Source organism: Eubacterium multiforme, assembly GCF_030813415.1.
In the GTDB taxonomy this organism is placed as follows: Bacteria; Bacillota; Clostridia; order Clostridiales; family Clostridiaceae; genus Clostridium; species Clostridium multiforme.
In genome coordinates this window covers 42,045-64,062 of the sequence record NZ_JAUSUF010000001.1, presented here as the reverse complement: position 1 = coordinate 64,062, position 22,018 = coordinate 42,045, and the positions used below count along the sequence as shown (strand labels likewise).

General features: G+C 28.7%; 27 protein-coding genes. 26 read left to right on the top strand and 1 reads right to left on the bottom strand.

Translation table 11 applies throughout. The features are described from left to right. Positions 1-109: 109 nt before the first annotated feature. The 15 genes from J2S18_RS00345 (at position 110) to J2S18_RS00275 (ending at position 11,830) form a co-directional block, all read left to right on the top strand. Complete coding sequence (locus tag J2S18_RS00345; protein WP_307481743.1) at positions 110-562, top strand: MarR family winged helix-turn-helix transcriptional regulator; 453 nt, start codon at positions 110-112, stop codon at positions 560-562. 10 nt (positions 563-572) lie between these two features. Next, positions 573-1,550: a beta-ketoacyl-ACP synthase III gene (locus J2S18_RS00340; protein ID WP_307481741.1), complete on the top strand. Its 978-nt coding sequence runs from the start codon at positions 573-575 to the stop codon at positions 1,548-1,550. Positions 1,551-1,598: 48 nt separating this feature from the next. Then, positions 1,599-1,823 (top strand): acyl carrier protein, encoded by a 225-nt coding sequence (acpP, locus tag J2S18_RS00335; protein WP_209795378.1) that lies wholly within the window; start codon positions 1,599-1,601, stop codon positions 1,821-1,823. 149 nt (positions 1,824-1,972) lie between these two features. Next, positions 1,973-2,911 (top strand): enoyl-[acyl-carrier-protein] reductase FabK, encoded by a 939-nt coding sequence (gene fabK, locus J2S18_RS00330; protein WP_307481737.1) that lies wholly within the window; start codon positions 1,973-1,975, stop codon positions 2,909-2,911. Beyond that, positions 2,904-3,845, top strand: coding sequence for an ACP S-malonyltransferase (gene fabD, locus J2S18_RS00325; protein WP_307481734.1), 942 nt, complete (start codon positions 2,904-2,906; stop codon positions 3,843-3,845). The genes fabK and fabD overlap by 8 nt, the downstream gene beginning before the upstream one ends. A 9-nt stretch (positions 3,846-3,854) precedes the next feature. Continuing rightward, positions 3,855-4,595 (top strand): 3-oxoacyl-[acyl-carrier-protein] reductase, encoded by a 741-nt coding sequence (gene fabG / locus J2S18_RS00320; RefSeq protein ID WP_307481732.1) that lies wholly within the window; start codon positions 3,855-3,857, stop codon positions 4,593-4,595. 20 nt (positions 4,596-4,615) lie between these two features. Then, entirely contained in the window at positions 4,616-5,854 is a 1,239-nt protein-coding gene (gene fabF / locus J2S18_RS00315; RefSeq protein ID WP_307481729.1) for a beta-ketoacyl-ACP synthase II, read from the top strand. 12 nt (positions 5,855-5,866) lie between these two features. Beyond that, complete coding sequence (gene accB, locus J2S18_RS00310; protein ID WP_307481726.1) at positions 5,867-6,382, top strand: acetyl-CoA carboxylase biotin carboxyl carrier protein; 516 nt, start codon at positions 5,867-5,869, stop codon at positions 6,380-6,382. 1 nt (position 6,383) lies between these two features. Continuing rightward, entirely contained in the window at positions 6,384-6,806 is a 423-nt protein-coding gene (gene fabZ, locus J2S18_RS00305) for a 3-hydroxyacyl-ACP dehydratase FabZ (RefSeq protein ID WP_307481725.1), read from the top strand. Positions 6,807-6,815: 9 nt separating this feature from the next. Beyond that, on the top strand, positions 6,816-8,168 hold the full coding sequence (locus J2S18_RS00300) for an acetyl-CoA carboxylase biotin carboxylase subunit (protein ID WP_307481723.1): 1,353 nt from the start codon (positions 6,816-6,818) through the stop codon (positions 8,166-8,168). Further along, on the top strand, positions 8,161-9,030 hold the full coding sequence (gene accD / locus J2S18_RS00295) for an acetyl-CoA carboxylase, carboxyltransferase subunit beta (protein WP_307481721.1): 870 nt from the start codon (positions 8,161-8,163) through the stop codon (positions 9,028-9,030). The genes J2S18_RS00300 and accD overlap by 8 nt, the downstream gene beginning before the upstream one ends. Then, complete coding sequence (locus tag J2S18_RS00290; protein WP_307481720.1) at positions 9,023-9,838, top strand: acetyl-CoA carboxylase carboxyltransferase subunit alpha; 816 nt, start codon at positions 9,023-9,025, stop codon at positions 9,836-9,838. The genes accD and J2S18_RS00290 overlap by 8 nt, the downstream gene beginning before the upstream one ends. Before the next feature lie 132 nt (positions 9,839-9,970). After that, a complete protein-coding gene (locus J2S18_RS00285; RefSeq protein WP_307481718.1) occupies positions 9,971-10,930 on the top strand; it encodes a DUF4003 family protein in 960 nt (319 codons plus the stop codon). Positions 10,931-10,961: 31 nt separating this feature from the next. Beyond that, positions 10,962-11,375 carry a HutP family protein gene (locus tag J2S18_RS00280; RefSeq protein ID WP_307481716.1) on the top strand — a complete coding sequence of 138 codons (414 nt, stop codon included), beginning with the start codon at positions 10,962-10,964 and terminating at the stop codon, positions 11,373-11,375. Between the two features lie 41 nt (positions 11,376-11,416). After that, positions 11,417-11,830 carry a hypothetical protein gene (locus J2S18_RS00275; protein ID WP_307481714.1) on the top strand — a complete coding sequence of 138 codons (414 nt, stop codon included), beginning with the start codon at positions 11,417-11,419 and terminating at the stop codon, positions 11,828-11,830. A 41-nt stretch (positions 11,831-11,871) separates the two neighbouring features. Here the strand turns inward: J2S18_RS00275 and J2S18_RS00270 are convergent, their stop codons facing one another. Then, positions 11,872-12,195, bottom strand: coding sequence for a thioredoxin family protein (locus J2S18_RS00270; RefSeq protein WP_307481713.1), 324 nt, complete (start codon positions 12,193-12,195; stop codon positions 11,872-11,874). Between the two features lie 124 nt (positions 12,196-12,319). On the opposite strand from J2S18_RS00270, the gene J2S18_RS00265 reads away from it, so the two are divergent. The 11 genes from J2S18_RS00265 (at position 12,320) to J2S18_RS00215 (ending at position 21,885) form a co-directional block, all read left to right on the top strand. Next, positions 12,320-12,586 carry a hypothetical protein gene (locus J2S18_RS00265; protein ID WP_307481711.1) on the top strand — a complete coding sequence of 89 codons (267 nt, stop codon included), beginning with the start codon at positions 12,320-12,322 and terminating at the stop codon, positions 12,584-12,586. A gap of 8 nt (positions 12,587-12,594) precedes the next feature. Further along, positions 12,595-13,155 (top strand): sugar O-acetyltransferase, encoded by a 561-nt coding sequence (locus tag J2S18_RS00260; RefSeq protein WP_307481708.1) that lies wholly within the window; start codon positions 12,595-12,597, stop codon positions 13,153-13,155. A 94-nt stretch (positions 13,156-13,249) separates the two neighbouring features. Next, positions 13,250-14,005, top strand: coding sequence for an ABC transporter permease (locus tag J2S18_RS00255; protein ID WP_307481705.1), 756 nt, complete (start codon positions 13,250-13,252; stop codon positions 14,003-14,005). Beyond that, complete coding sequence (locus J2S18_RS00250) at positions 13,998-14,711, top strand: ABC transporter ATP-binding protein (protein WP_307481703.1); 714 nt, start codon at positions 13,998-14,000, stop codon at positions 14,709-14,711. Before J2S18_RS00255 ends, J2S18_RS00250 begins: the two co-directional genes overlap by 8 nt. A gap of 6 nt (positions 14,712-14,717) precedes the next feature. Continuing rightward, positions 14,718-15,689 (top strand): NrtA/SsuA/CpmA family ABC transporter substrate-binding protein, encoded by a 972-nt coding sequence (locus J2S18_RS00245; protein WP_307481701.1) that lies wholly within the window; start codon positions 14,718-14,720, stop codon positions 15,687-15,689. 246 nt (positions 15,690-15,935) lie between these two features. After that, complete coding sequence (locus J2S18_RS00240) at positions 15,936-17,204, top strand: replication-associated recombination protein A (RefSeq protein WP_307481699.1); 1,269 nt, start codon at positions 15,936-15,938, stop codon at positions 17,202-17,204. Between the two features lie 117 nt (positions 17,205-17,321). Further along, the gene (locus J2S18_RS00235) at positions 17,322-17,774 is read left to right on the top strand and encodes an RrF2 family transcriptional regulator (protein WP_307481696.1); all 453 of its coding nucleotides are present in this window, start codon (positions 17,322-17,324) and stop codon (positions 17,772-17,774) included. A gap of 2 nt (positions 17,775-17,776) precedes the next feature. Further along, positions 17,777-18,958, top strand: coding sequence for a cysteine desulfurase NifS (gene nifS / locus J2S18_RS00230; protein ID WP_307481693.1), 1,182 nt, complete (start codon positions 17,777-17,779; stop codon positions 18,956-18,958). A 2-nt stretch (positions 18,959-18,960) separates the two neighbouring features. After that, positions 18,961-19,395, top strand: coding sequence for a Fe-S cluster assembly scaffold protein NifU (gene nifU / locus J2S18_RS00225; RefSeq protein ID WP_307481690.1), 435 nt, complete (start codon positions 18,961-18,963; stop codon positions 19,393-19,395). Between the two features lie 8 nt (positions 19,396-19,403). Further along, positions 19,404-20,483 (top strand): tRNA 2-thiouridine(34) synthase MnmA, encoded by a 1,080-nt coding sequence (mnmA, locus tag J2S18_RS00220; protein WP_307481688.1) that lies wholly within the window; start codon positions 19,404-19,406, stop codon positions 20,481-20,483. Between the two features lie 370 nt (positions 20,484-20,853). Next, positions 20,854-21,885, top strand: a complete 1,032-nt coding sequence (locus J2S18_RS00215) for a helix-turn-helix domain-containing protein (RefSeq protein WP_307481686.1) — start codon at positions 20,854-20,856, stop codon at positions 21,883-21,885. Positions 21,886-22,018: the final 133 nt, after the last annotated feature.

The window sequence follows — 22,018 nt, the reverse complement described above, 5'->3', positions numbered from 1 at the left end:
TAGTTTGATTATCAAATAATTTGAAATATAAAATATTTGACACCATTGATTTATTCATTAAAAATATTTATAGTATATATAGAATATACAAAGTGTGGAGGATTTATTAATGGATAAAAATAAAAAAGTATTAAATGAGTTATTGGTACAAATTTTTAATGATATACTTCAAATTGAAGAGCGAGCATTAAAACAAGGAGTTATTAATGATTTATCCGTAACAGAAATACATACAATAGAAGCAATTGGAATGTATACAGAAAGAACAATGTCTGAAGTAGCGGGAGATTTAAAAATTACTGTTGGAACATTAACAACAGCAATTAATAAATTAATTAAAAAAGAATATGTAGAGAGAAAAAGAATTGAAGAAGATAGAAGAGTTGTTTTAATTAAATTAACTAAAAAAGGAAAGCTTGCGTATAGATTACATGAGAAATTCCATAGCGATATGATTAATGCAACTATTAAAGGATTATCAGAAGATGAGGAAAAAGTTCTTATGTCCTCATTAGAAAGATTAAATGAGTTCTTCAAAGTGGAGTATAACTTAAGTAATTAAGGAGAAAATCATGAAGAAAGTAAAAATTAAAGGTGTAGGTTCTTATATTCCTTCAAGAATAGTTACTAATGATGATTTAAGTGAATTAGTAGAAACAAATCATCAGTGGATAATTGAAAGAACAGGAATTTGTGAAAGAAGGATTTCAGAAGGTGAAGATACATCAAGTATTGCTTATAAATCAGCAATTGCTGCACTATCATCATCAAATATTGAAGGTAATGAATTGGATTTAATAATAGTTGCAACTATTACTCCAGATTCATTTACTCCATCAGTTGCATGTATTCTTCAAAAGAAATTAGGAGCTATAAATGCAACAGCCTTTGATATTAATGCAGCATGTACAGGATTTATTTATGCATTAGAAGTTGGGGAAAGTTTACTTAAAACAGGTAGATATAAAAATGCCCTTATAGTTGGAGCTGAAACTCTTTCTAAAATTGTTGACTGGAAAGATAGAAGTACTTGCGTACTTTTTGGAGATGGCGGAGGAGCTGCTGTCATAAAAGCATCTGAAGATGATGCAAGTGGAATCATAAATACCTATTCAATTTCAGAAGGAGATAAAGGAGATGCATTAACTGCAGAAGCAAATAGTGTAATAAATCCTTTTGTAAAGGAAGAAAAAATTAAAGATCAATATATTAAAATGAATGGAAGAGAAGTATTTAAATTTGCTACTAAGGCAATGGTTACTTCTATAAATAAAGTATTAGAAAATACAGGCTACATATTAGATGATGTAGATTATATTATTCCTCATCAAGCTAATTTAAGAATAATAGATTATGCTGCAAGAAAGCTTAATCTTGAAAGTGAAAAGTTTTATACAAACTTAAATAAAGTTGGAAATACATCATCAGCATCTGTTCCAATAGCACTAGCAGATTTAAATAAGGAAGGAAAATTAAAGGCTGGAGATTTAATTGTGTTAGTTGCTTTTGGTGGAGGATTAACTTGTGGTGCTACATTAATTAAGTGGTAATTATAAATTAAAATATATAGATTTTTGTAAATTATGGAGGTAAGAAATATGATATTTGAAGAAATTAGAGAAGTTGTTTGTGAACAATTAGGAGTAGATGAAAGTGAAGTAACAATGGATACTACATTTGAAGATTTAGGAGCAGATTCACTTGATTTATTTCAAGTTGTAATTGAAATTGAAGAAAAGTTTGGAATTCAATTAGAGGATGCAGAAAGCATTAAGAGCATAAAAGATGCAGTAGACTATGTTGAAAAAAAGAAGAATAACTAATTATTTTTAAGGCTACAATCTGTTACTCATAGTAGTTTTAATCAGAGTTAACAGAATATTCTGAAAATAAAATCGGGTCTTAATTTAAAGCCCGATTTTATTTATTATGGATAAATTAAGTTTTATAAGTAATTTTAGGAGGAACTTTAATGAGTAATAGAGTTTGCAAAATATTAAATATTAAATATCCAGTACTTCAAGGTGGAATGGCTTGGATTGCAGATGCATCTTTAGCAGCGGCTGTAAGTGAGGCTGGTGGTCTTGGATTAATTACTGGAACAGCACCAATTGAATGGATAAGAGAAGAAATAAGAAAAGCTAAAAAAATTACAAATAAACCTTTTGGAGTAAATATAATGCTTATGTCTGAACATGCAGATGAAGTAGCAAAACTTGTTTGCGAAGAAGGGGTTTCAGTAGTTACAACAGGAGCAGGAAGTCCAGGAAAGTATATGGAAATGTGGAAATCTCATGGAATAAAGGTTATTCCAGTTGTTGCATCAGTTGCTTTAGCAAAGAGAATGGAAAAGATGGGAGCAGATGCAATTATTGCAGAAGGTAATGAATCAGGAGGTCATGTTGGTCAACTTACAACTATGACTTTAATTCCACAAGTTGCAGATGCTGTAAAAATACCAGTAATAGCTGCTGGTGGAATAGCAGATGGAAGAGGAACTGCTGCTGCCTTCATGCTTGGAGGAGAAGGAATTCAAGTTGGTACTAGATTTTTAGTTGCTAAAGAATGTACAGTACATCAAAATTATAAAAATAAAGTTTTAGGGGCAAAAGATATTGATACAGATGTAACTGGAAGATCAACTGGTCATCCTGTTAGAGTAATAAAAAATAAATTATCTAGAGAATTTCAAAAATTAGAAAAAAATAATGGAACAATTGAAGAATTAGAAAGTCTTGGAAAAGGATCTCTTCCAAAAGCAGCAATAGAAGGAGATGTTATTAATGGTTCTGTTATGGCAGGTCAAATATCTGGACTAATTAATAAAGAAGAAAGCTGTAAGGAAATAATAGAAGATTTAATTAATGGAGCTAAAGATACAATCTCAAAATTTGGAGGTTTATATGAGTAGTGAAAATATTGCTATATTATTTGCAGGTCAAGGATCTCAATATATAGGAATGGGAAAGGATTTATACGAAAATATTAAAGAGTGCAGGGAAGTTTTTGATAAAGGTGAAGAAATATTAAATATGAATATTAAAGATTTAATATTTAGTGGAAATGAAGATGATTTAAAGCTCACTGAAAATGCACAACCTGCTATATTATTAACCTCTTTAGCTATTGTAAAAGCATTAGAAAAAAATGGAATAATTGGAGATTATACAGCTGGACTTTCTCTTGGAGAGTATGGGGCTTTAATTTATGGAGGAGCATTAGATTTTTCAGATGGATTAAAGCTTATAAAGGAAAGAGGAAGGATTATGGGAAGCTCCCTTCCAAAGGGCCTTGGGAAAATGGCAGCTATATTAAAATTAAATAATGAAAAAATAGAAGAACTTTTAAATAGAGCTTCAAAGTTTGGAATAATTGAAGGTGCAAATTATAATTGTCCAGGTCAAGTTGTTGTATCTGGAGAAAATAAAGCAATAGAAGAATCTATAAAAATAGCAAAGGAACTTGGAGGACTTGGAGTACCACTTAAGGTAAGTGGACCATTTCATAGTTCATTACTTAAAGATGCAAGTTTTGAATTTTTAAAGGAACTTGAAAAAGTTAAATTTAATAAATTTAATAAAATAGTTTATTCAAATATTTCAGGACTTCCATATAAAGATGAAGATAATTTAAAAGATATTTTAAGAAAACACATAATGTCATCAGTATTATTTGAAAAAACTATAAGGGATATGTTAGACAAAGGTGTTGATACATTTATAGAAGTAGGTCCTGGAAAATCTCTTAGTGGATTTGTTAAAAAGATTAATAGAAAAGTAAAAATTTATAATGTAGAAAATTTGGAATCATTAAATAAAATTATAAAAGAAATGAAGGAACAATAGGAGGGTTATATGTTAAAGGATAAATGTGCAATAGTGACGGGAGCTTCAAGGGGAATAGGAAAGGCAATAGCAAAAAAGTTAGCTTCTCTTGGAGCAAATATTGTTTTAAATTATAGAAGTAATGAAGAAGAGGCAGAAAAGGTAAAAGAAGAACTTCTAAGTATGGGAATAGATGTACTTTTATATAAATGCGATATAAGCAATAGTAAAGATGTAGAAGAGATGATTAAGGCAGCTAAAGAAAAATTTGGTAAAATAGATATAATGATTAATAATGCAGGTATAACAAAAGATACTTTAATTTTAAGAATGAAAGAAGAAGATTTTGATAATGTTATAGATGTAAACTTAAAAGGAGTATTTAACTGCTTAAAAGGTATAACACCAGTAATGGTTAGACAAAAATATGGGAAAATAGTTAATTTATCATCTGTTGTTGGATTAGTTGGAAATGCAGGTCAAGTAAATTATGCAGCATCAAAAGCTGGTGTAATTGGAATGACTAAGTCATTAGCTAAAGAAGTTGGTAGTAGAGGAGTTACAGTTAATGCTATAGCACCAGGATTTATTGATACTGACATGACAGATATTCTTGGAGAAAAATACAAAGAAGAAATAAAAAAGAGTATACCACTTAAAAGACTTGGTAACCCTGAAGATGTTGCAAATATGGTAGCATTTTTAGTATCAGATGAAGCATCATATGTAACAGGTCAAGTTATGAATGTAGATGGTGGAATGGTAATGTAATTTTTTTTGGAGGAATTTTTATGAATAGAAGAGTTGTAATTACTGGAATGGGAGCATTAACTCCAATTGGAAATAATGTAGAAGAGTTTTGGAATAATGCAAAAATTGGAAAGCTTGGAATAGACTATGTAACATTAGTTAATAAAGACGAGGTTAGTGTTAAGGTTGCTGGAGAAGTTAAAAATTTTGATGGAGCAGCACTTTTAGGTAAAAAAGAAAGTAAAAGATTAGATAGATTTTCTCAATTTGCACTAGTTGCAACAGAAGAAGCAATTAAATCATCAGGATTAGATTTAGAAAATATGGATAAGAATAGAATAGGAGTTCTTGTTGGTTCTGGTATTGGAGGATTCCAAACTATTGAAACTGAAATAACTAAAATGGTTGAAGGATCAAAAAGGGTATCTCCATTTTTTATACCAATGGCAATAATAAATATGGCAGCTGGTAATATATCTATAAAATATGGATTTAAAGGACCTTCAACTTCTATTGTAACAGCTTGTGCTACAGGAACTAATAGTATAGGTGAAGCTTTTAGACAAATAAAACATGGTTATGCAGATGTTATGATAGCAGGTGGTGTTGAAGCACCTGTTACTAAGATAGGAATAGAAGGTTTTGCAAGTCTTAAGGCTCTTAATACATCAAATGATCCAAAGAAGGCATCAATTCCTTTTGATAAAGATAGAAGTGGATTTGTAATGGGTGAAGGAGCTGGAATATTAGTTCTTGAAAGTTTAGAATCAGCTAAAAATAGAGGAGCTAAAATTTTAGCAGAAGTTGTTGGATATGGAAGTACTTGTGATGGATATCATATAACATCACCAGATCCAGAAGGAGAAGGTGCTGCTAGAGCAATGCTTGATGCAATAAATGAGGCTTCAATTAAAAAAGAAGAAATTTCATATATAAATGCTCATGGAACTTCTACACCTTTAAATGATAAATTTGAAACAAGAGCTATTAAAAAAGCTTTTGGAGAAGAGGCTTATAAAATACCTGTTTCTTCAACTAAATCAATGACAGGACATCTTTTAGGAGCAGCAGGTGCTATTGAATCAATAATTTGCGTTGAAGCTTTATTAGATGATTTTGTGCCACCAACAATTGGCTATGAAACAGCTGATGAAGAATGTGATTTAGATTATGTACCTAATGTTGGAAGAGAAAAAGAAGTTAATTATGCTTTAACAAATTCATTAGGATTTGGTGGTCATAATGCAACACTATTATTTAAGAAGTGGAATGAAAAATAGGAGGTTATTTATATGGATATTAGTGAAATTAAAGAACTTATTGAACTTATAAATAATTCAGATCTTGCTTACTTTGAATATAAAGATAAGGATTCAAATATAAAAATGGATAAATCCTTAACAAGAGAAATTAGTAATTTAAACAAAAAAGATAATGATAAAAAAATAAATACAGAAGATATAGTTTTAGATAAAAATATTTTAGAGAAAAAAGTAAGTGATGAAGTAAAAGAAGATAAAACAAATAACCTTAAAGAAAACATTAATGAAAAGGAAGAAATTTCAGGAAGTATAGTTACATCACCTATGGTTGGAACTTTTTATGGGTCGCCTTCACCAGATAGTGAAAGCTTTGTAAAGGTTGGAGATCCTGTTAAAAAAGGTGATGTCCTTTGTATAATTGAAGCAATGAAACTTATGAATGAAATAGAAAGCGAATTTTCAGGAACTGTTGCTGAGGTTTTAGTAAAGGATGGGGATATGGTTGAATATGGTACTCCATTATTTAAAATAAAGGAGGGTATTTAATATGATGGGAATAAAAGAAATTAAAGAGATACTACCCCATAGATATCCATTTTTACTTGTGGATAGAATTACAGAAATGGAAGAAGGGAAATTAGTTAAAGGATATAAAAATATAACTTTTAATGAAAACTTTTTTCAAGGACATTTTCCACAAGAACCAGTAATGCCAGGAGTTTTAATACTTGAAGCTATAGCACAAGTTGGAGCAGTTGCAATACTTACAAAGGAAGAATTTAAAGGGAAGATTCCACTTTTTGCTGGAGCAGACAAGGTTAGATTTAGACAAAAGGTAGTCCCTGGAGATAAGTTAGAATTAAGCTGTGAAATAATAAAACTTAGAGGACCAGTTGGAATAGGAAAAGGAATAGCTACAGTAGATGGAAAGAAAGTATGTGAAGCAGAAATAATGTTTGCTATAGGATAGGTGAAATATATGTTTAAGAAAGTATTGATTGCAAATAGAGGAGAAATAGCAGTTAGAATAATAAGAGCTTGCAAAGAGCTTGGCATTTTAACAGTTGCAGTATACTCTGAGATAGATAAAGAAGCACTTCATACACAAATAGCTGATGAAGCTATTTGTATTGGAGCTTATCCTGCAAAGGATAGTTACTTAAATATAAAAAATATATTAAGTGCTTGTGTTTTAACAGGAGCAGATGCTATTCATCCAGGATTTGGTTTCCTATCAGAAAATTCTAAGTTTGCTAAGATGTGCAAAGAATGTAATATAAAATTTATAGGACCTGATTATACTTCTATAGAACTTATGGGAAATAAAGCTAAAGCAAGAGAGTTAATGAAAAAAGCACAGGTCCCAGTTGTTCCAGGTTTTGAAGGAATAATTAGGGATGAAAAACATGCATTAACTATTGCAAAGGAAATAGGCTATCCTATTATGATAAAAGCCTCAGCTGGTGGTGGAGGTAAAGGTATTAGAATAGCAAAAAATGATGAAGAATTTAAAAAGGGATATAATACAGCAAAGGCTGAATCATTAGCTTGCTTTGGTGATGATACTTTATATATTGAAAAATTTATTGAAAAACCAAGACATATAGAATTTCAAATATTAGCAGATGAATATGGAAATGTAGTTCATTTAGGAGAAAGGGAATGTTCTCTTCAGAGAAAAAATCAAAAGGTTTTAGAGGAAGCTCCATCTTCAGTTTTAAATGAAAAACTTAGAAGAGAAATGGGAGAAGTAGCTAAAAGAGCTGCTAAAGCTTGTAATTATAAAAATGCAGGCACTATAGAATTCTTACTTGACAAAGATAATAATTACTATTTTATGGAGATGAACACTAGAATTCAGGTTGAGCATCCTATAACAGAAATGGTAACAGGAGTAGATCTTTTAAAGGAACAACTTAAAATTGCAAGTGGTGAACCTTTAAGTTTTATTCAAGAGGATGTTAGAATTAAAGGGCATGCCATTGAATGTAGAATAAATGCAGAGGATCCAGAAAATGATTTTAGACCTTGTCCTGGATTAATAAATGAGCTTTATATACCAGGAGGATTAGGAATTAGATTAGATTCAGCAATTTATTGTGGTTATAAAATTCCTCATTGTTATGATTCAATGCTTGCAAAACTTATATCATATGGAAAAGATAGAGAAGAAGCTATAACAAGAATGAAAAGAGCTTTAAGTGAATTTGGTGTAGGTGGAGTTAAAACAAATATAGAATTCCAATATTCAATTTTAGAAATGGAAGAGTTTTTAAAAGGGGAATATGATACCTCATTTTTAGGAAATAAGATGGTGAAGAGAAATGCTTAAGGATTTATTTAGTAAAAAACAAAAATATGCCACAGTAAAAAAAATAAATATAGAAGAAAATGAAAAACCTAACATACCTTCAGGAATGTGGACTAAATGTGATAGCTGTCACTCAATAGTGTATCATGAGGATTTAGTAAATAATAAATATGTATGTACAAATTGTAATCATCATTTTAGACTTAAGGCTAATGAGAGAATAGAAATATTTTTTGACAAAAATTCTTTTAAAGAATTTGATAAAAACTTAAAAACTAAAAATCCATTAGATTTTAATGATTATGATAAAAAATTAGAATCTGCTAAAGAAAAAACTAAAAGTAATGAAGCAGTTGTTACAGGAACTGGTTTAGTTAATGGAATAAAAGTTTGTTCAGGTATTATGGATAGTTTTTTTATGATGGGAAGTATGGGAACTGTTGTAGGAGAAAAATTAACTAGAATGATAGAATTTGCAACAGAAAATAAACTTCCAATTATAATATTTACTACTTCAGGAGGGGCTAGGATGCAAGAGGGGATATTTTCTCTTATGCAAATGGCAAAGGTAAGTGCAGCTTTAGCTAAACACAGTGATGAAGGACTCCTTTATATAACAGTAATTACTGATCCTACAACTGGAGGAGTTACTGCAAGTTTTGCAATGGAAGGGGATATAATTTTAAGTGAACCTAATGCATTAATTGGATTTGCAGGAAGAAGGGTAATTGAAAATACAATAAAGGAAACTCTTCCAGAGGATTTTCAAAGGGCAGAATTTCTTTTAAAAAAAGGCTTTGTTGATAAAATAGTAAATAGAAAAGATTTAAGAACCTGTGTATATAAGTTATTAAAGTTACATGAGGTGAATATATATGAATAGAATAATGCCAAAAACAATGAAAGCATGGAATAAAGTGCTTATTGCAAGGGATAAAGATAGACCAACTGGAAAATTTTATTTAGAAAATATCTTAGATGAATTTATAGAACTTCATGGAGATAGAAACTTTGGTGACGATGAAGCTATAATTGGTGGAGTTGGTGAAATAAATGGAATTCCAGTAACAGCTATTGCTATTACTAAAGGTGAAAATACAAAAGAAAATATAAAAAGAAATTTTGGAATGCCAAGACCAGAAGGATATAGAAAAGCTTTAAGGCTTATGAAACAAGCAGAAAAATTTAAAAGACCTGTAATTTGTTTAATAGATACCCCAGGAGCTTTTTGTGGTATAGATGCAGAAGAAAGAGGTCAAGGCTCAGCCATAGCTGTAAATTTATTTGAAATGAGTAAATTAAAAACTCCTATAATATCAGTTATAACAGGTGAAGGAGGCAGCGGTGGTGCTTTAGCCCTTGCAGTTGGAGATAGAGTAGGAATGCTTGAACATTCAATATATTCTATACTTTCTCCAGAAGGGTTTGCTTCAATTCTTTGGAAAGATAGTGATAGAGTTTCAGAGGCAGCAGAAGTTATGAAAATTACTGCTGAAGATTTAAGAAAGTTTAAGGTTGTTGATTTTGTAGTTAAAGAACCTAATGGAGGAGCACATAAAAATCCATTACGTATGGCAAAAAGTTTAAAAAAATCTATTTTATCAGAAATTATTTCTTTAAAAGATTTAAAAATAGAAGAACTTTTAGAAAAGAGATATGATAAATTTAGAAATTATGGAAAAGATATATAAATAACTTTAAAAAAAGAATTAGAATAATGATTTATTCTAATTCTTTTTTTAAAATTTATTGACAGTTATGTTATATTAGAAATAATATATAAATATATAAATTTAATGTAATAATTTTATGAGGATGATGAAATGGATATTGAGCTGAAAGAGAAAGTAAAAATTTTTATTGAACTTAATGATGAATTTAAAAGAAATTTAAGGTGGGATGGAAAAGAGATTAATTGTTTAGCTTCTTTAATAGCAAATGTTTCTGAAAAAGGTATTAATGAGAAACGTATGAAGACTATAAGGAAGTATATTAGAAGGAACACTAGATTTAATTCAAAATTCAGAGGAGAGTTTAAGAATATTTTCTCTATTCTTATGAATGGTAGAAAAGACTATGAAGAAGTCTTTGAGAATACCAAATATATAAATTCTTCTTTAATAGATAGAGGATTTAAAGATAATAAAGAAGCACTTTATGCTTCATTTTTATTGTCAAAAAGATTTAAAGGAGAAGAATTAGAAGAAAAGTTAAGTAAATTATTTAATATAAAGTATGAGTTAGAAAAGAATAAATATGATTTTTTATTAAATGAAGACTATATAGTTTATGTGTACCTGACGACAATAGATAAAAACTTTGAGGAAATAATAGAAGAAATAAAAAATATTGATTTAAAAGTAAAAAGTTTAGATTTAAATACTAATGGAAACTTAGAAACCCTTTATGTATCATTATTAGTTACAAATTTAGATTTAGAAAACAAAACTGAAAGAGCAATTAAAATTAGAAAAACTTTAATGGAAAATTATAATTTTATTGATGATGATATATGTCCATTAATAGGACTTGCATCTAGTTTTGTTAAAAATGATGAAGTTTTTTCTAAGGGAGTTTGTAACATATACGAAATGTTAAGTGAAAAGAATAATTTTAATAGTAATGGATTATCAAGAAAATTTATATTTAAAATTTCTTTATGCATTGTATTAATGAGATACTTAGAATATATAAAAGGTGATATAATTGATGTAGATACAGAAGAAGAGGAAGATCTTATATATATTATTGAAGAATATATAGCTTTTTCAGTTATCTTATAAATTAAGGTTTAGAGGATGGAGAGAAGATAAAATGAAAAATACTAGTACTGAGGTAGCTAAGATAGCTACAAAAATGGCAATTTCAAGTAGAGAAGAAGAGGAAGCTTTAAAATTAGAGTATAAGGAAAAGGATTATTTAGTTACTGCTGTAAATATTGGAGGAAACATTAATGATTCAATACACAAAATTTTAGAGAGAGCACTTGTTGCATCAAAGAGAAATGGACTTATAAGAGATGAACATCTTCATGAAGGAGCTGTAATTGGAGCTACTAGAGATGCATTAATGCAAGTAGAAAGTAGAGCTAATGGTCAAAATGTAGGGGGAAAAGTTGGAATTGCAAGGAAAGGTGAACACCTATCAGTTTGTATTTTTTTAAGTATAGGATTACTTCATTTAGATGAAGTGGTAATTGGAATAGGTCATAGAGCAATTTCATTATAGAAATAAAAATAATTTATTCTTAAAAGGAAGAGGTAATATTTATGTACATTGTATTTGGTAGTAAGATTATGGACACAAAGGAAATCGGAGAAAACATTCAAGCAAATACAGAATTTAAAATTCTTAAGGATATGACTAATGGAATAAAAAGAGAAGATGTTTGTGCTTATAATTTAAGTATTCCAGTAGATATACTTAATGAGGAAATAGAAGAATCATATAATATAAATGATATTGATGAAGATACATTATTTGAAGAATATGTGGCAACAGCTGAAGAAATGGCTATGGAAATTGAAGAATATTTGCCAGAGGAAAGTAAAGTTAGATTTGTAACATATAAATGGGATCTATCAGATAATGATATTAAAGGAATAATTGTAGTTGGTAATGAAGAAATAAAAGAAAATAAAATGATGGATGTATTAAAAAGACTTTTAACACAAGTAGAATAATACAATAAAAAATTTGCTCTATGTTTTAGAGCAAATTTTTTTTATTGAGATAATTTATAGTATCTTTCAATATCTCTAATAAGTTTTTCAACACTAAAATACCTAGCTTCCCTTATATATTCTTTTCCATCTATATATAAAAGAACTGCTGGAAATGTAAAAATACTAAAGTCTGCTAATATTTTTTCAGTATTAAAAGGTGGAATTTCATAAGCTGATATATTAGGAAATTTAACTAATTCTGCTTCAAGTTTTGATTTTATTGCAGGACAAGCACTGCAGGTTGGTGAAGCAAAATATAATAAAGTTATACCTTTATTTTTTAATAAGTCTTCTATAGTCTTTTCATCATTTACAATAACCATAGTAACATCTCCTTTATTTAATTTTAGCACATGTGTCAATTTTATTTCCTGGAAAATATTTGAAATAAAAATTATTTATTTGATTAAATATATATAGAAGAATAATATTTTTATTTGGTGATATATGATTATAAAAGCTATAATTTTGCCTACTCCAAAAAGAATTATGAAAGCTATTAAAAGCTATTGTACTAAAGATAGAATATTAATATACTTTTTTATAGGGAGTGGAATTTTAGTAATATCATTAACTGACACAAAATTAAAAGGACTTTCAATTGGGGGATTATTGTATTGTGGTTTTACTTATGAAGTTATTGAAAGAACTGATCCTAAAATTTTAAGTATGATATATAAAAATTCTAATAATATAATCTCTAGAAATTATTGAGGTGTTTTATGAAGAGTGAAAAAGAAAAAATGATAAGTGGAGAATTTTATATGCCATGGAAGGAAGATTTACCAAAGGAAAGAATGCATGCTAAAGAAGTTGTATTTGAATACAATAATCTTAATCCAAAAGAAAGGGAGAAAAGAAAGGAATTATTAAGAGAACTTTTTTTAAATTCTCCAAAGGAGTTTTTAATTGAGCCACCTTTTAGATGTGATTATGGATACAATATTTCATGGGGAGAAAATTCATATGCTAATTATAATTTAACTATATTAGATTGTGCAAAAGTTACTATAGGAGAAAATGTTTTAATTGGACCTAATGTAGGAATTTTTACAGCAAGCCATCCAATAAATCCAGTTGATAGAAAAAGTGGATTAGAATCTGCACATCCAATTATTATTTGTGATAATGTTTGGATTGGTGGTGGAAGTATTATAAATCCTGGTGTAACTATAGGGGAAAATTCTATTATAGGTTCTGGAAGTGTAGTTACTAAAGATATACCTAAAAACGTAATTGCAGTAGGAAATCCATGTAAGATAATAAAAGAAATAGAAAAATAGATTATTTTGAATTTATATAAAGTTTTAATGATTTGTGTAAAAGTGATAAAATAAACCATGTGTGTTATCTTTTAAAAGATAGGAGATGGTTATTATGAAAATATTTAAAAAGACATTAGTATTTTTAATAATATTAATTCTTTGGGAATTAGTTACTTATTTTAAAGTTTGGAGTGGATATATATTACCATCACTTATGACTGTTTTAAAATGTTTTTTTACTATGCTTAATAATGGAGAAATATTTACTAATATAGGAGCTAGTCTTTATAGAATAATAATTGGATTTTTTATAAGTGCTTTATTTGCTGTTCCATTAGGATTTATTTTTGGACTAAAGCCTAAAATATATGAGTATTTTAAACCATTATTTGAGTTTATGAGAAATACTCCACCATTAGCTCTTATACCAATGCTTATATTATGGTTTGGAATAGGAGAGAAATCAAAGATTATAGTTATAATTCTTGCATCATTTTTCCCTATATTTTTAAATACTTTAAATGGTGTTCTTTCAACAGATAATAAACTTTTAGAAGTTGGTATAAGTTTTAATTTAAATAAAAAGGATCTTATAAAGAAAATTATAATGCCAAGTGCTATGCCAAATATTTTAGTAGGTTTAAAACTAGGAATTGGCTATAGCTGGCGTGCAATAATTGGGGCTGAAATGATTGCAGCCTCATCAGGTCTTGGATATTTAATACTTGATGCCAAGGAAATGTCTAGAAGTGATGAAGTTATAGTTGGAATAATTTTAATTGGAACCTTAGGGATTTTAACTGATAAATTATTTGGTATGATTATAACTAAATCTAAGTATGGAAGGAGAAGCAAAGCTTTTGAGTAAGTATTTAATAAAAAATTTAAGTAAGACATACAAAAAAGATAACAAAGAAATTATGGTACTTAAAAATATTAATTTAGAAATAGACTCTAAGGATATTACAGTTATTATAGGAAAAAGTGGATGTGGGAAAACTACATTTATAAGATTGCTTAAAGGATTAGAAGAATATCAAAGTGGAGAAATTCTTTTTAAAGATGATAATGGAAGCTATTGTAAGCCTAAAGTTTCTATGGTATTTCAAGAAAGCAGACTTATGCCATGGCTTAATGTTAAGGAAAATATATTAATACATGGTGAGAATAAAGAAAATTTAGATAAAGTATTAAAGTTAATTAAATTATCAGGTTTAGAAAATGCATATCCATATGAACTATCAGGAGGTATGGCAAATAGAGTTTCTATTGGACGAGCTTTGATATATAATCCAGACATATTAATTATGGATGAACCCTTTGCTGCACTAGATTATTTTACAAGAATGGACATGCAAAAGGAAGTTATTAAAATTTATGAGGAAACTAAAAAAGGAGTTATTTTTGTTACTCATAATATAGAAGAGGCAATGCTTATTGCTACACGGATAATTGTTTTATCAAAGAAAAAAGGAGTCTATGAGTTTAGTATTAATAAAGGGTTTAATAGAGATATTCATGAGAAATACTTTATAGAATTAAAAAAAGAAATTCTAAATATTTTAAAGGAGTAGATACATATGAGAAAAAAGAAATTTTTAGCTTTAATTTTAACAGTTGCAATGGGATTATTCCTTTTTGCAGGATGTGGTAATAATAGTGATAAAAATGATAAAAAAGAAGCTAAAAACCCTAGAGAAATTAATGTTACTTATGTAAAGGCACCACTTAATGTACCATCAATACTTGAAAAGAATGATAAGCTATTTGAAAAGGAATTTAGTAAAGATGGAATAGGTGTAAAATTCCATGAAATAACATCAGGACCAGATCAAACAGCAGCTTTAGCTGCAGGAGAATTAGATTTTCTTCATGCCCTTGGAGGAACATCAGCTATTTTAGCTGCATCAAATGGTGTTGACTTAAAAATATTAAATGTATATAGTAGAGCACCAAAGGGCTTTATGATATTAACTAAAGATAAAAAGATAAAGAATGTAAAAGACCTAAAGGGTAAGAAAATAGCAGGACCTAAAGGAACAGTTTTACATCAATTATTAGTATCAGCTTTAGATAAAAATGGTATGAGTATAAAAGACGTTAAGTTTGTAAATATGGGAATACCAGAAGCTAGTGCAGCTTTAAGTAATGGAAGTGTTGATGCAGCATTACTTGCAGGACCAGCAGCTCTTAAAGCAGAAAATAATGGTGCGAAATTAGTTGTAAATGGTGAAGGTTTAGTAGATGGAACAATAGTTACAGCAGTTAGTGGAAAATTCTTAAATGAACATCCAGACCTTGTAAAGAGATTTGAAAAAGTCCACAATGAAACTATAGAGTACATGAAAAATAATAAAGACAAAGTAATAAAAGAAACTGCAAAGGAAGTTGGATTAACAGATAAGGAAACAAGAGAAATGTATTCTTGGTATAACTTTGATCCACAAATAACTAAAGCAGACATTAAAGATCTAGAAAAAACACAAGATTTCTTAATTAAAAATGGTATGCAAAAAAAGAAGATAGATATAAATAGTATAATATTTAAATAATGTAAGTGTTGATTTTAAATAGCTCTTTAGATTTACTTATTAAGATGGTCTTACAGTTCTATCTAAAATCCACACTAGTATAAAGTGTAAATAAAAGTTAAAGTGAAAAACACAATAACAAATCTTTAAATTAGATTTGTTATTGTGTTTTTTTTGTGCATTAGTTTAAGTGAGTATTTTATTTAATTATAACTATAATCTGATATAATTATTTTTGATAAATAAAATTATAAATGAGGGATTTTGATGTTTAAACCTTTAGCAGATAAAATAAGACCTGAAACTTTAGAAGAAGTATTTGGTCAAAAGCATATATTAGGAGAAAATAAAATTTTAAATAGAATAATAAAAAGTGGAACTATAAATAATATGATTTTTTATGGACCACCTGGAGTTGGTAAAACTACAGTTGCAAATATTATTTCAAAGAGAATAAATAAAAAGTTTTATAAACTAAATGCTACAACAGCTTCATTAAAGGATATTCAAGAAATAGGAAAAGAGTTAGATACCTTTATGGGAAGGGATGGAGTAGTTTTATATTTAGATGAAATTCAAAACTTTAATAAAAAGCAGCAGCAATCTCTTCTTGAATATATTGAAGATGGAAGAATTACTTTAATTGCATCAACAACAGAAAATCCATATCATTATATATTTAAAGCTTTATTAAGTAGGTCAACTATATTTGAATTTAAGCCATTAACTGAAGAAGATGTAATCTGTGCTTTAAAAAGAGCTGTTGAAATTGAAGAAAAGGAATATGAAAATTTAAAAATAAGTATTGATGATGATGCTTATAAATATTTTGCAGCATCTTCAAATGGAGATGTTAGAAAAGCTTTAAATGGATTAGAGGTTGCAATAAATTCTACAAATCCTAATGAAGATGGAGAAATAATAATAGATTTAGAAGTTGCAAAGGAAAGCACACAAACAAAGGTTGTAGCTTATGATATGAATGGGGATAGTCATTATGATATTTTAAGTGCATTTCAAAAATCTATTAGAGGTAGTGATCCAGATGCTGCAATTCATTATTTAGCAAGACTTATTAAAGCAGAGGATTTAATTTCAATATGCAGAAGACTACAAGTTATTGCAAGTGAAGATATAGGGCTTGCTTATCCACAGGCAGCTATGATAGTAAAATCATTAGTTGATTCAGCAAGGGAACTTGGTTTTCCAGAGTGCAGGATACCTTTAGCAGAAGCGACAATACTTTTAGCAACAAGCCCAAAGTCTAATAAAGCATATCTTGCAATAGATGCTGCTTTAAGTGATTTAGATAACATGAAAATAGATGATATTCCAAATTATTTAAAGGATGCTCATTATAGTGGAGCAGCAAAACTTGGAAGAGGACTTGAATATAAATATCCTCATAATTATGAAAATTCATATATTAAGCAACAATATTTACCTAACAATATAAAAAATAAAAAATATTATAATCCGGGAAACAATAAATTTGAAAAAGCTATAGAAGAATACTGGGATAAAATAAAAAAATAAACAAATGAAAAATTTTGTTCATAATTAATTAATATATGATTATTGACAATAGCAGAGTGATTTGGTAAGATATAAACAGAAATCGTAGTAAGTTACTCTACTTTAAGGGGTGATAAAATGAAACTTTCCACAAAGGGAAGATATGGTGTTAAGGCTATGGTTGATTTAGCAATGAATTATGGAGATGCACCAGTATCAATAAAAACAATTTCAAAAAGACAAAATATATCTGAATATTATTTAGAACAACTTTTTAGTCCCCTTAGAAAGGCAAAGCTTATTAAAAGTATAAGAGGAGCTCAAGGAGGATATGTACTTAATAGAGAACCTAAGGATATAAAGGTATCTGATATTATGTATGTTTTAGAAGGTCCTATTGAAATTGCAGATTGCATAGAAGGCGCAAAGTGCGATAATATAGATTGCTGTGCAACAAGGATTCTTTGGAAAAAGATTAAAGACAGTATAGAAAGTGTTATGGAATCAATAACACTTGAAGATATAGTAAATGATTCTAAAAAAATAAAACAAAAGAATGAAGAATTAAATCTTATAAATAGAGGTGAATAGAAATGAAACCAGTATATATGGATTATGCTGCAACAACATATGTTAAACCAGAAGTATTAGAAGAAATGCTTCCATACTTCACAAATAATTTTGGAAACCCATCATCATTCTATGAAATATCAAGAAGGACAAAGATGGCGGTAGATAAAGGAAGAGCACAAGTTGCAAAGGCTTTAAATGCTGATGAAAGCGAAGTGTATTTTACAGGTGGTGGATCAGAAGCTGATAACTGGGCAATAAAAGGTATTGCTTCTGCTTACAAAAATAAAGGAAATCATATAATAACAACTAAAATAGAACATCATGCAGTATTACATACTTGTCAATACTTAGAAAAATTAGGCTTTGATGTTACTTATTTAGATGTTGATGAAGAAGGATTTATAAATTTAGAAGATTTAAAAAATGCAATTACAGATAAAACTATATTAGTTTCTATTATGTTTGCTAATAATGAAATTGGTACAATAGAACCAATTAAAGAAATTGGTAAGATTTGTAGAGAAAGAAAAGTATTATTCCATACAGATGCTGTTCAAGCAATTGGAAATGTAAAAATAGATGTTAAAGATATGAATATTGATCTTTTATCTCTTGCAGGTCATAAAATTTATGGACCAAAGGGAATTGGTGTTCTTTATATAAGAAAAGGTGTTAGAATCCATAACCTTATCCATGGAGGCGGACAAGAAAGAAATAGAAGAGCTGGAACAGAAAATATTGCAGGAATAGTTGGACTTGGAAAAGCTATAGAACTTGCAACAGATAATTTAGAAAATCATATTAAAAATATGACAGTTTTAAGAGATAGATTAATAGATGGTCTATTAAAGATTCCTTACTCAAGATTAAATGGACCAACAGGAGATAAGAGACTTCCTGCTAATGTCAATGTATCATTTGAGTTTATAGAAGGAGAATCAATATTACTTTCATTAGACTTTGAAGGTGTATGTGCATCTAGTGGTAGTGCTTGTACATCAGGTTCATTAGATCCTTCACATGTGTTACTAGCAATAGGTTTACCACATGAAAAGGCTCATGGATCATTAAGATTAACTTTGGGTGATGGTTCAACAGAAGAGGATGTTGATTATTTACTAGAAGTTTTACCACCAATTATTGAAAGACTTAGAAGTATGTCCCCACTTTGGACTGACTTCATTAAGAAGGGAGAAAATTAATTATGATATATAGTGAAAAAGTTATGGAGCACTTTAGAAATCCAAAAAATGTAGGAATTATAGAAGATGCAAATGGTGTAGGAGAAGTTGGAAACGCTAAATGCGGAGATATCATGAGAGTATACCTAAAGATAGAGGATAATATTATAAAGGATGCTAAATTTGAAACATTTGGTTGTGGATCAGCTATAGCTTCATCATCAATGGCAACAGAATTAATAAAGGGAAAGCCAATTGAAGAAGCTTGGCACTTATCAAATCAAGCAGTTGCAGAAGCATTAGATGGACTTCCACCAGTAAAGATGCATTGCTCAGTATTAGCTGAAGAAGCAATTCATAAGGCTATAAATGACTACAGAAAGAGACAAGGATTAGAACCTTGGGATTTCAAAGAACATGGAGATGACCTACATGACCATGTTCATGGCCAAGAATAGGTGATGGAATGGAAAAGAAAAAAGTAGTTGTAGGTATGAGCGGCGGAGTTGATAGCTCCGTCGCTGCTTACCTTTTAAAGAAACAAGGATATGATGTAATAGGAATTACTATGCAAATTTGGCAAGAGGATAAGGAATATGAAGAAAGAGAAGGTGGATGCTGTTCTCTATCTGCTGTAGAAGACGCTAGACGTGTTTGCGAAAAATTAGATATTCCTTTTTATGTTTTAAACTTTAGAGATTCATTTAAAAATAAAGTTATTAAATATTTTGTTCAAGAATATATAGATGGAAAAACTCCAAACCCATGTATTGCATGTAATAAGCATTTAAAATTTGATGAGCTTTTAAGAAAAGCTAGAGGAATTGGAGCTGAATATGTAGCAACTGGTCATTATGCTAAAATAGAAGAAAGAGATGGAAGATATCTTTTAATTAGATCTGATGATGATAAAAAAGATCAAACTTATGCTCTTTATAATTTTACTCAAGATCAATTAGCTCATACATTAATGCCTTGTGGAGAGTACACTAAGGATAAAATAAGAGAAATTGCAAAGGAAATAGGTCTTGCAGTTCATAATAAAAAAGATAGTGAAGAAATATGTTTTATACCAGACAACAATCATGGAAGATTCATAAAGGAAGAACGTCCAAATGAAGTTAAACCAGGAAACTTTGTTGATAGTAAAGGAAATATACTAGGAAGACATAAAGGAATAGTTTATTATACTATAGGTCAAAGAAAAGGTCTTGGATTAGCTCTTGGAAAGCCAGTTTTTGTAATAGGCATAAATCCTAAGAAAAATGAAGTTGTTATAGGATCAGAAGAAAATATATTTAAAACAGATTTAGTAGCTAAGGATGTTAATTTCATTCCTTTTGATGAGTTAAAGGAAGATATGGAAGTTCAAGCTAAGGTTAGATATGCAGCAAGGCCTGCAGATGCTATAATTTCACCACTTAAAGATGGAAAGGTTAAAGTTTCATTTAAAGATAAACAAAGAGCAATAACAAAGGGTCAATCAGTAGTTTTTTATGATGGAAATGTTGTTGTTGGCGGTGGAATAATAGAAGGATTAGCATAAAATATAGTTAAAGAAAAAGTATATAAATTTAAAGTGCCAATTTTATTGGCACTTTTTTTATAGAAAATAATTTCTGTCTGTATATAATTAATAATTGAATATTATTATTTTAGAATTAGATAAAGAGAACCGTACCATAAATAGGTATATTTTTTTTAGATATATTTAAGGCTATTTTTACAGGTAGAAATATTATATCGCAATTAAGATTCAAAATATTTTTATTAAGGAAATTAAAGTAACTAATAGTTAATTTTTATAAATAAAAGATGAAAATGCTTCAATTGTTTAAATTATATAGCTCTGATATCATTTAATTAATGAAGTCCTAAGTTAGTTAAATGTATAAATAAATGGAGGAGTTAATTTTATGAAAATAAGTGAAGTTATTAGAAATTATAGAAAAAAAGAAAATCTTACCCAAGAGCAAGTTGCTAACCATTTAAATATAAGTGCACCAGCAGTAAATAAGTGGGAAAATGGAATATCATATCCAGATATAACATTGCTAGCACCTCTTGCACGTATTTTGAAAATTGATGTTAATACTTTATTGGCATTTAATGAGGATTTAACAGATGCAGAAGTGAAAAAATTTACAAAAGAGATAGGTGAAATGGCATCAAAAGATGGATTCCAAAAGGCTTTTGAAAAGGCTAGTGATTTAATTAAAAAATATCCAAGTTGTGATGAATTGGTATATTGGATATCAGTAGTATTAAGAATACATTTATTGTCGGATCAAATTGAGGAAAAAGATAAATATGAAAGGAAAATAATTGACTGGCTTGAACTTGTATCAGGAAGCAGTAAAGAAAAGACAGCTTCTATGGCAAATTTAGAATTATCAGTAATGTATAGGATGAAAAAAGAGTATAAAAAAGCTCAAGAAGTATTAGATAAAATTCCAGAATTAGAGGTAGATAAAAAAATTCAACAGGCATTGTTATTTGAAAGTAGCGGGAATTTTGATGAGGCTTATGGTATTTATGAAGAAAAATTAAGAAATAATGCTCATGAAACATTCGCTGCTTTATCTTTTATAATAAATCTGTCATACAAAGAAAATAAATTTATTGAAGCAGAAGAATACATAGAGCGTGCTAAAAAGGTTGCTGAAGTATTTGATCTTGGAGCATACCATAAATATCAATTAGAGTTATCTTTAGCAAAAGAAAAACAGGATAAAGAAAAAGCCATAGAAATGATTATAAATATGGTGAATGAAGCAAGTAGCATGAACGATTCTCTGAAATCAAAACTATATAGACATATAAAAATTAATGTGCCCAACAGTTGGGATAGCGATAAATATAAACGATTAGTAAAAGGGATAATTAAAGAAGATAAAACTCTTGATTTTATCAAAAATGATTCTAGGATAAAATTTCTGTTAGAATAGTGCTGAAATTTAAAAAAGTAGTTAAACATATCCTTTTTTGATGAATAATAATATATATTTTAAAAATTTACTTAAAGTCCCTACAAATTTTAAATAAAAAATATATAGGTTTATTTTTTATAAAAATTTGATA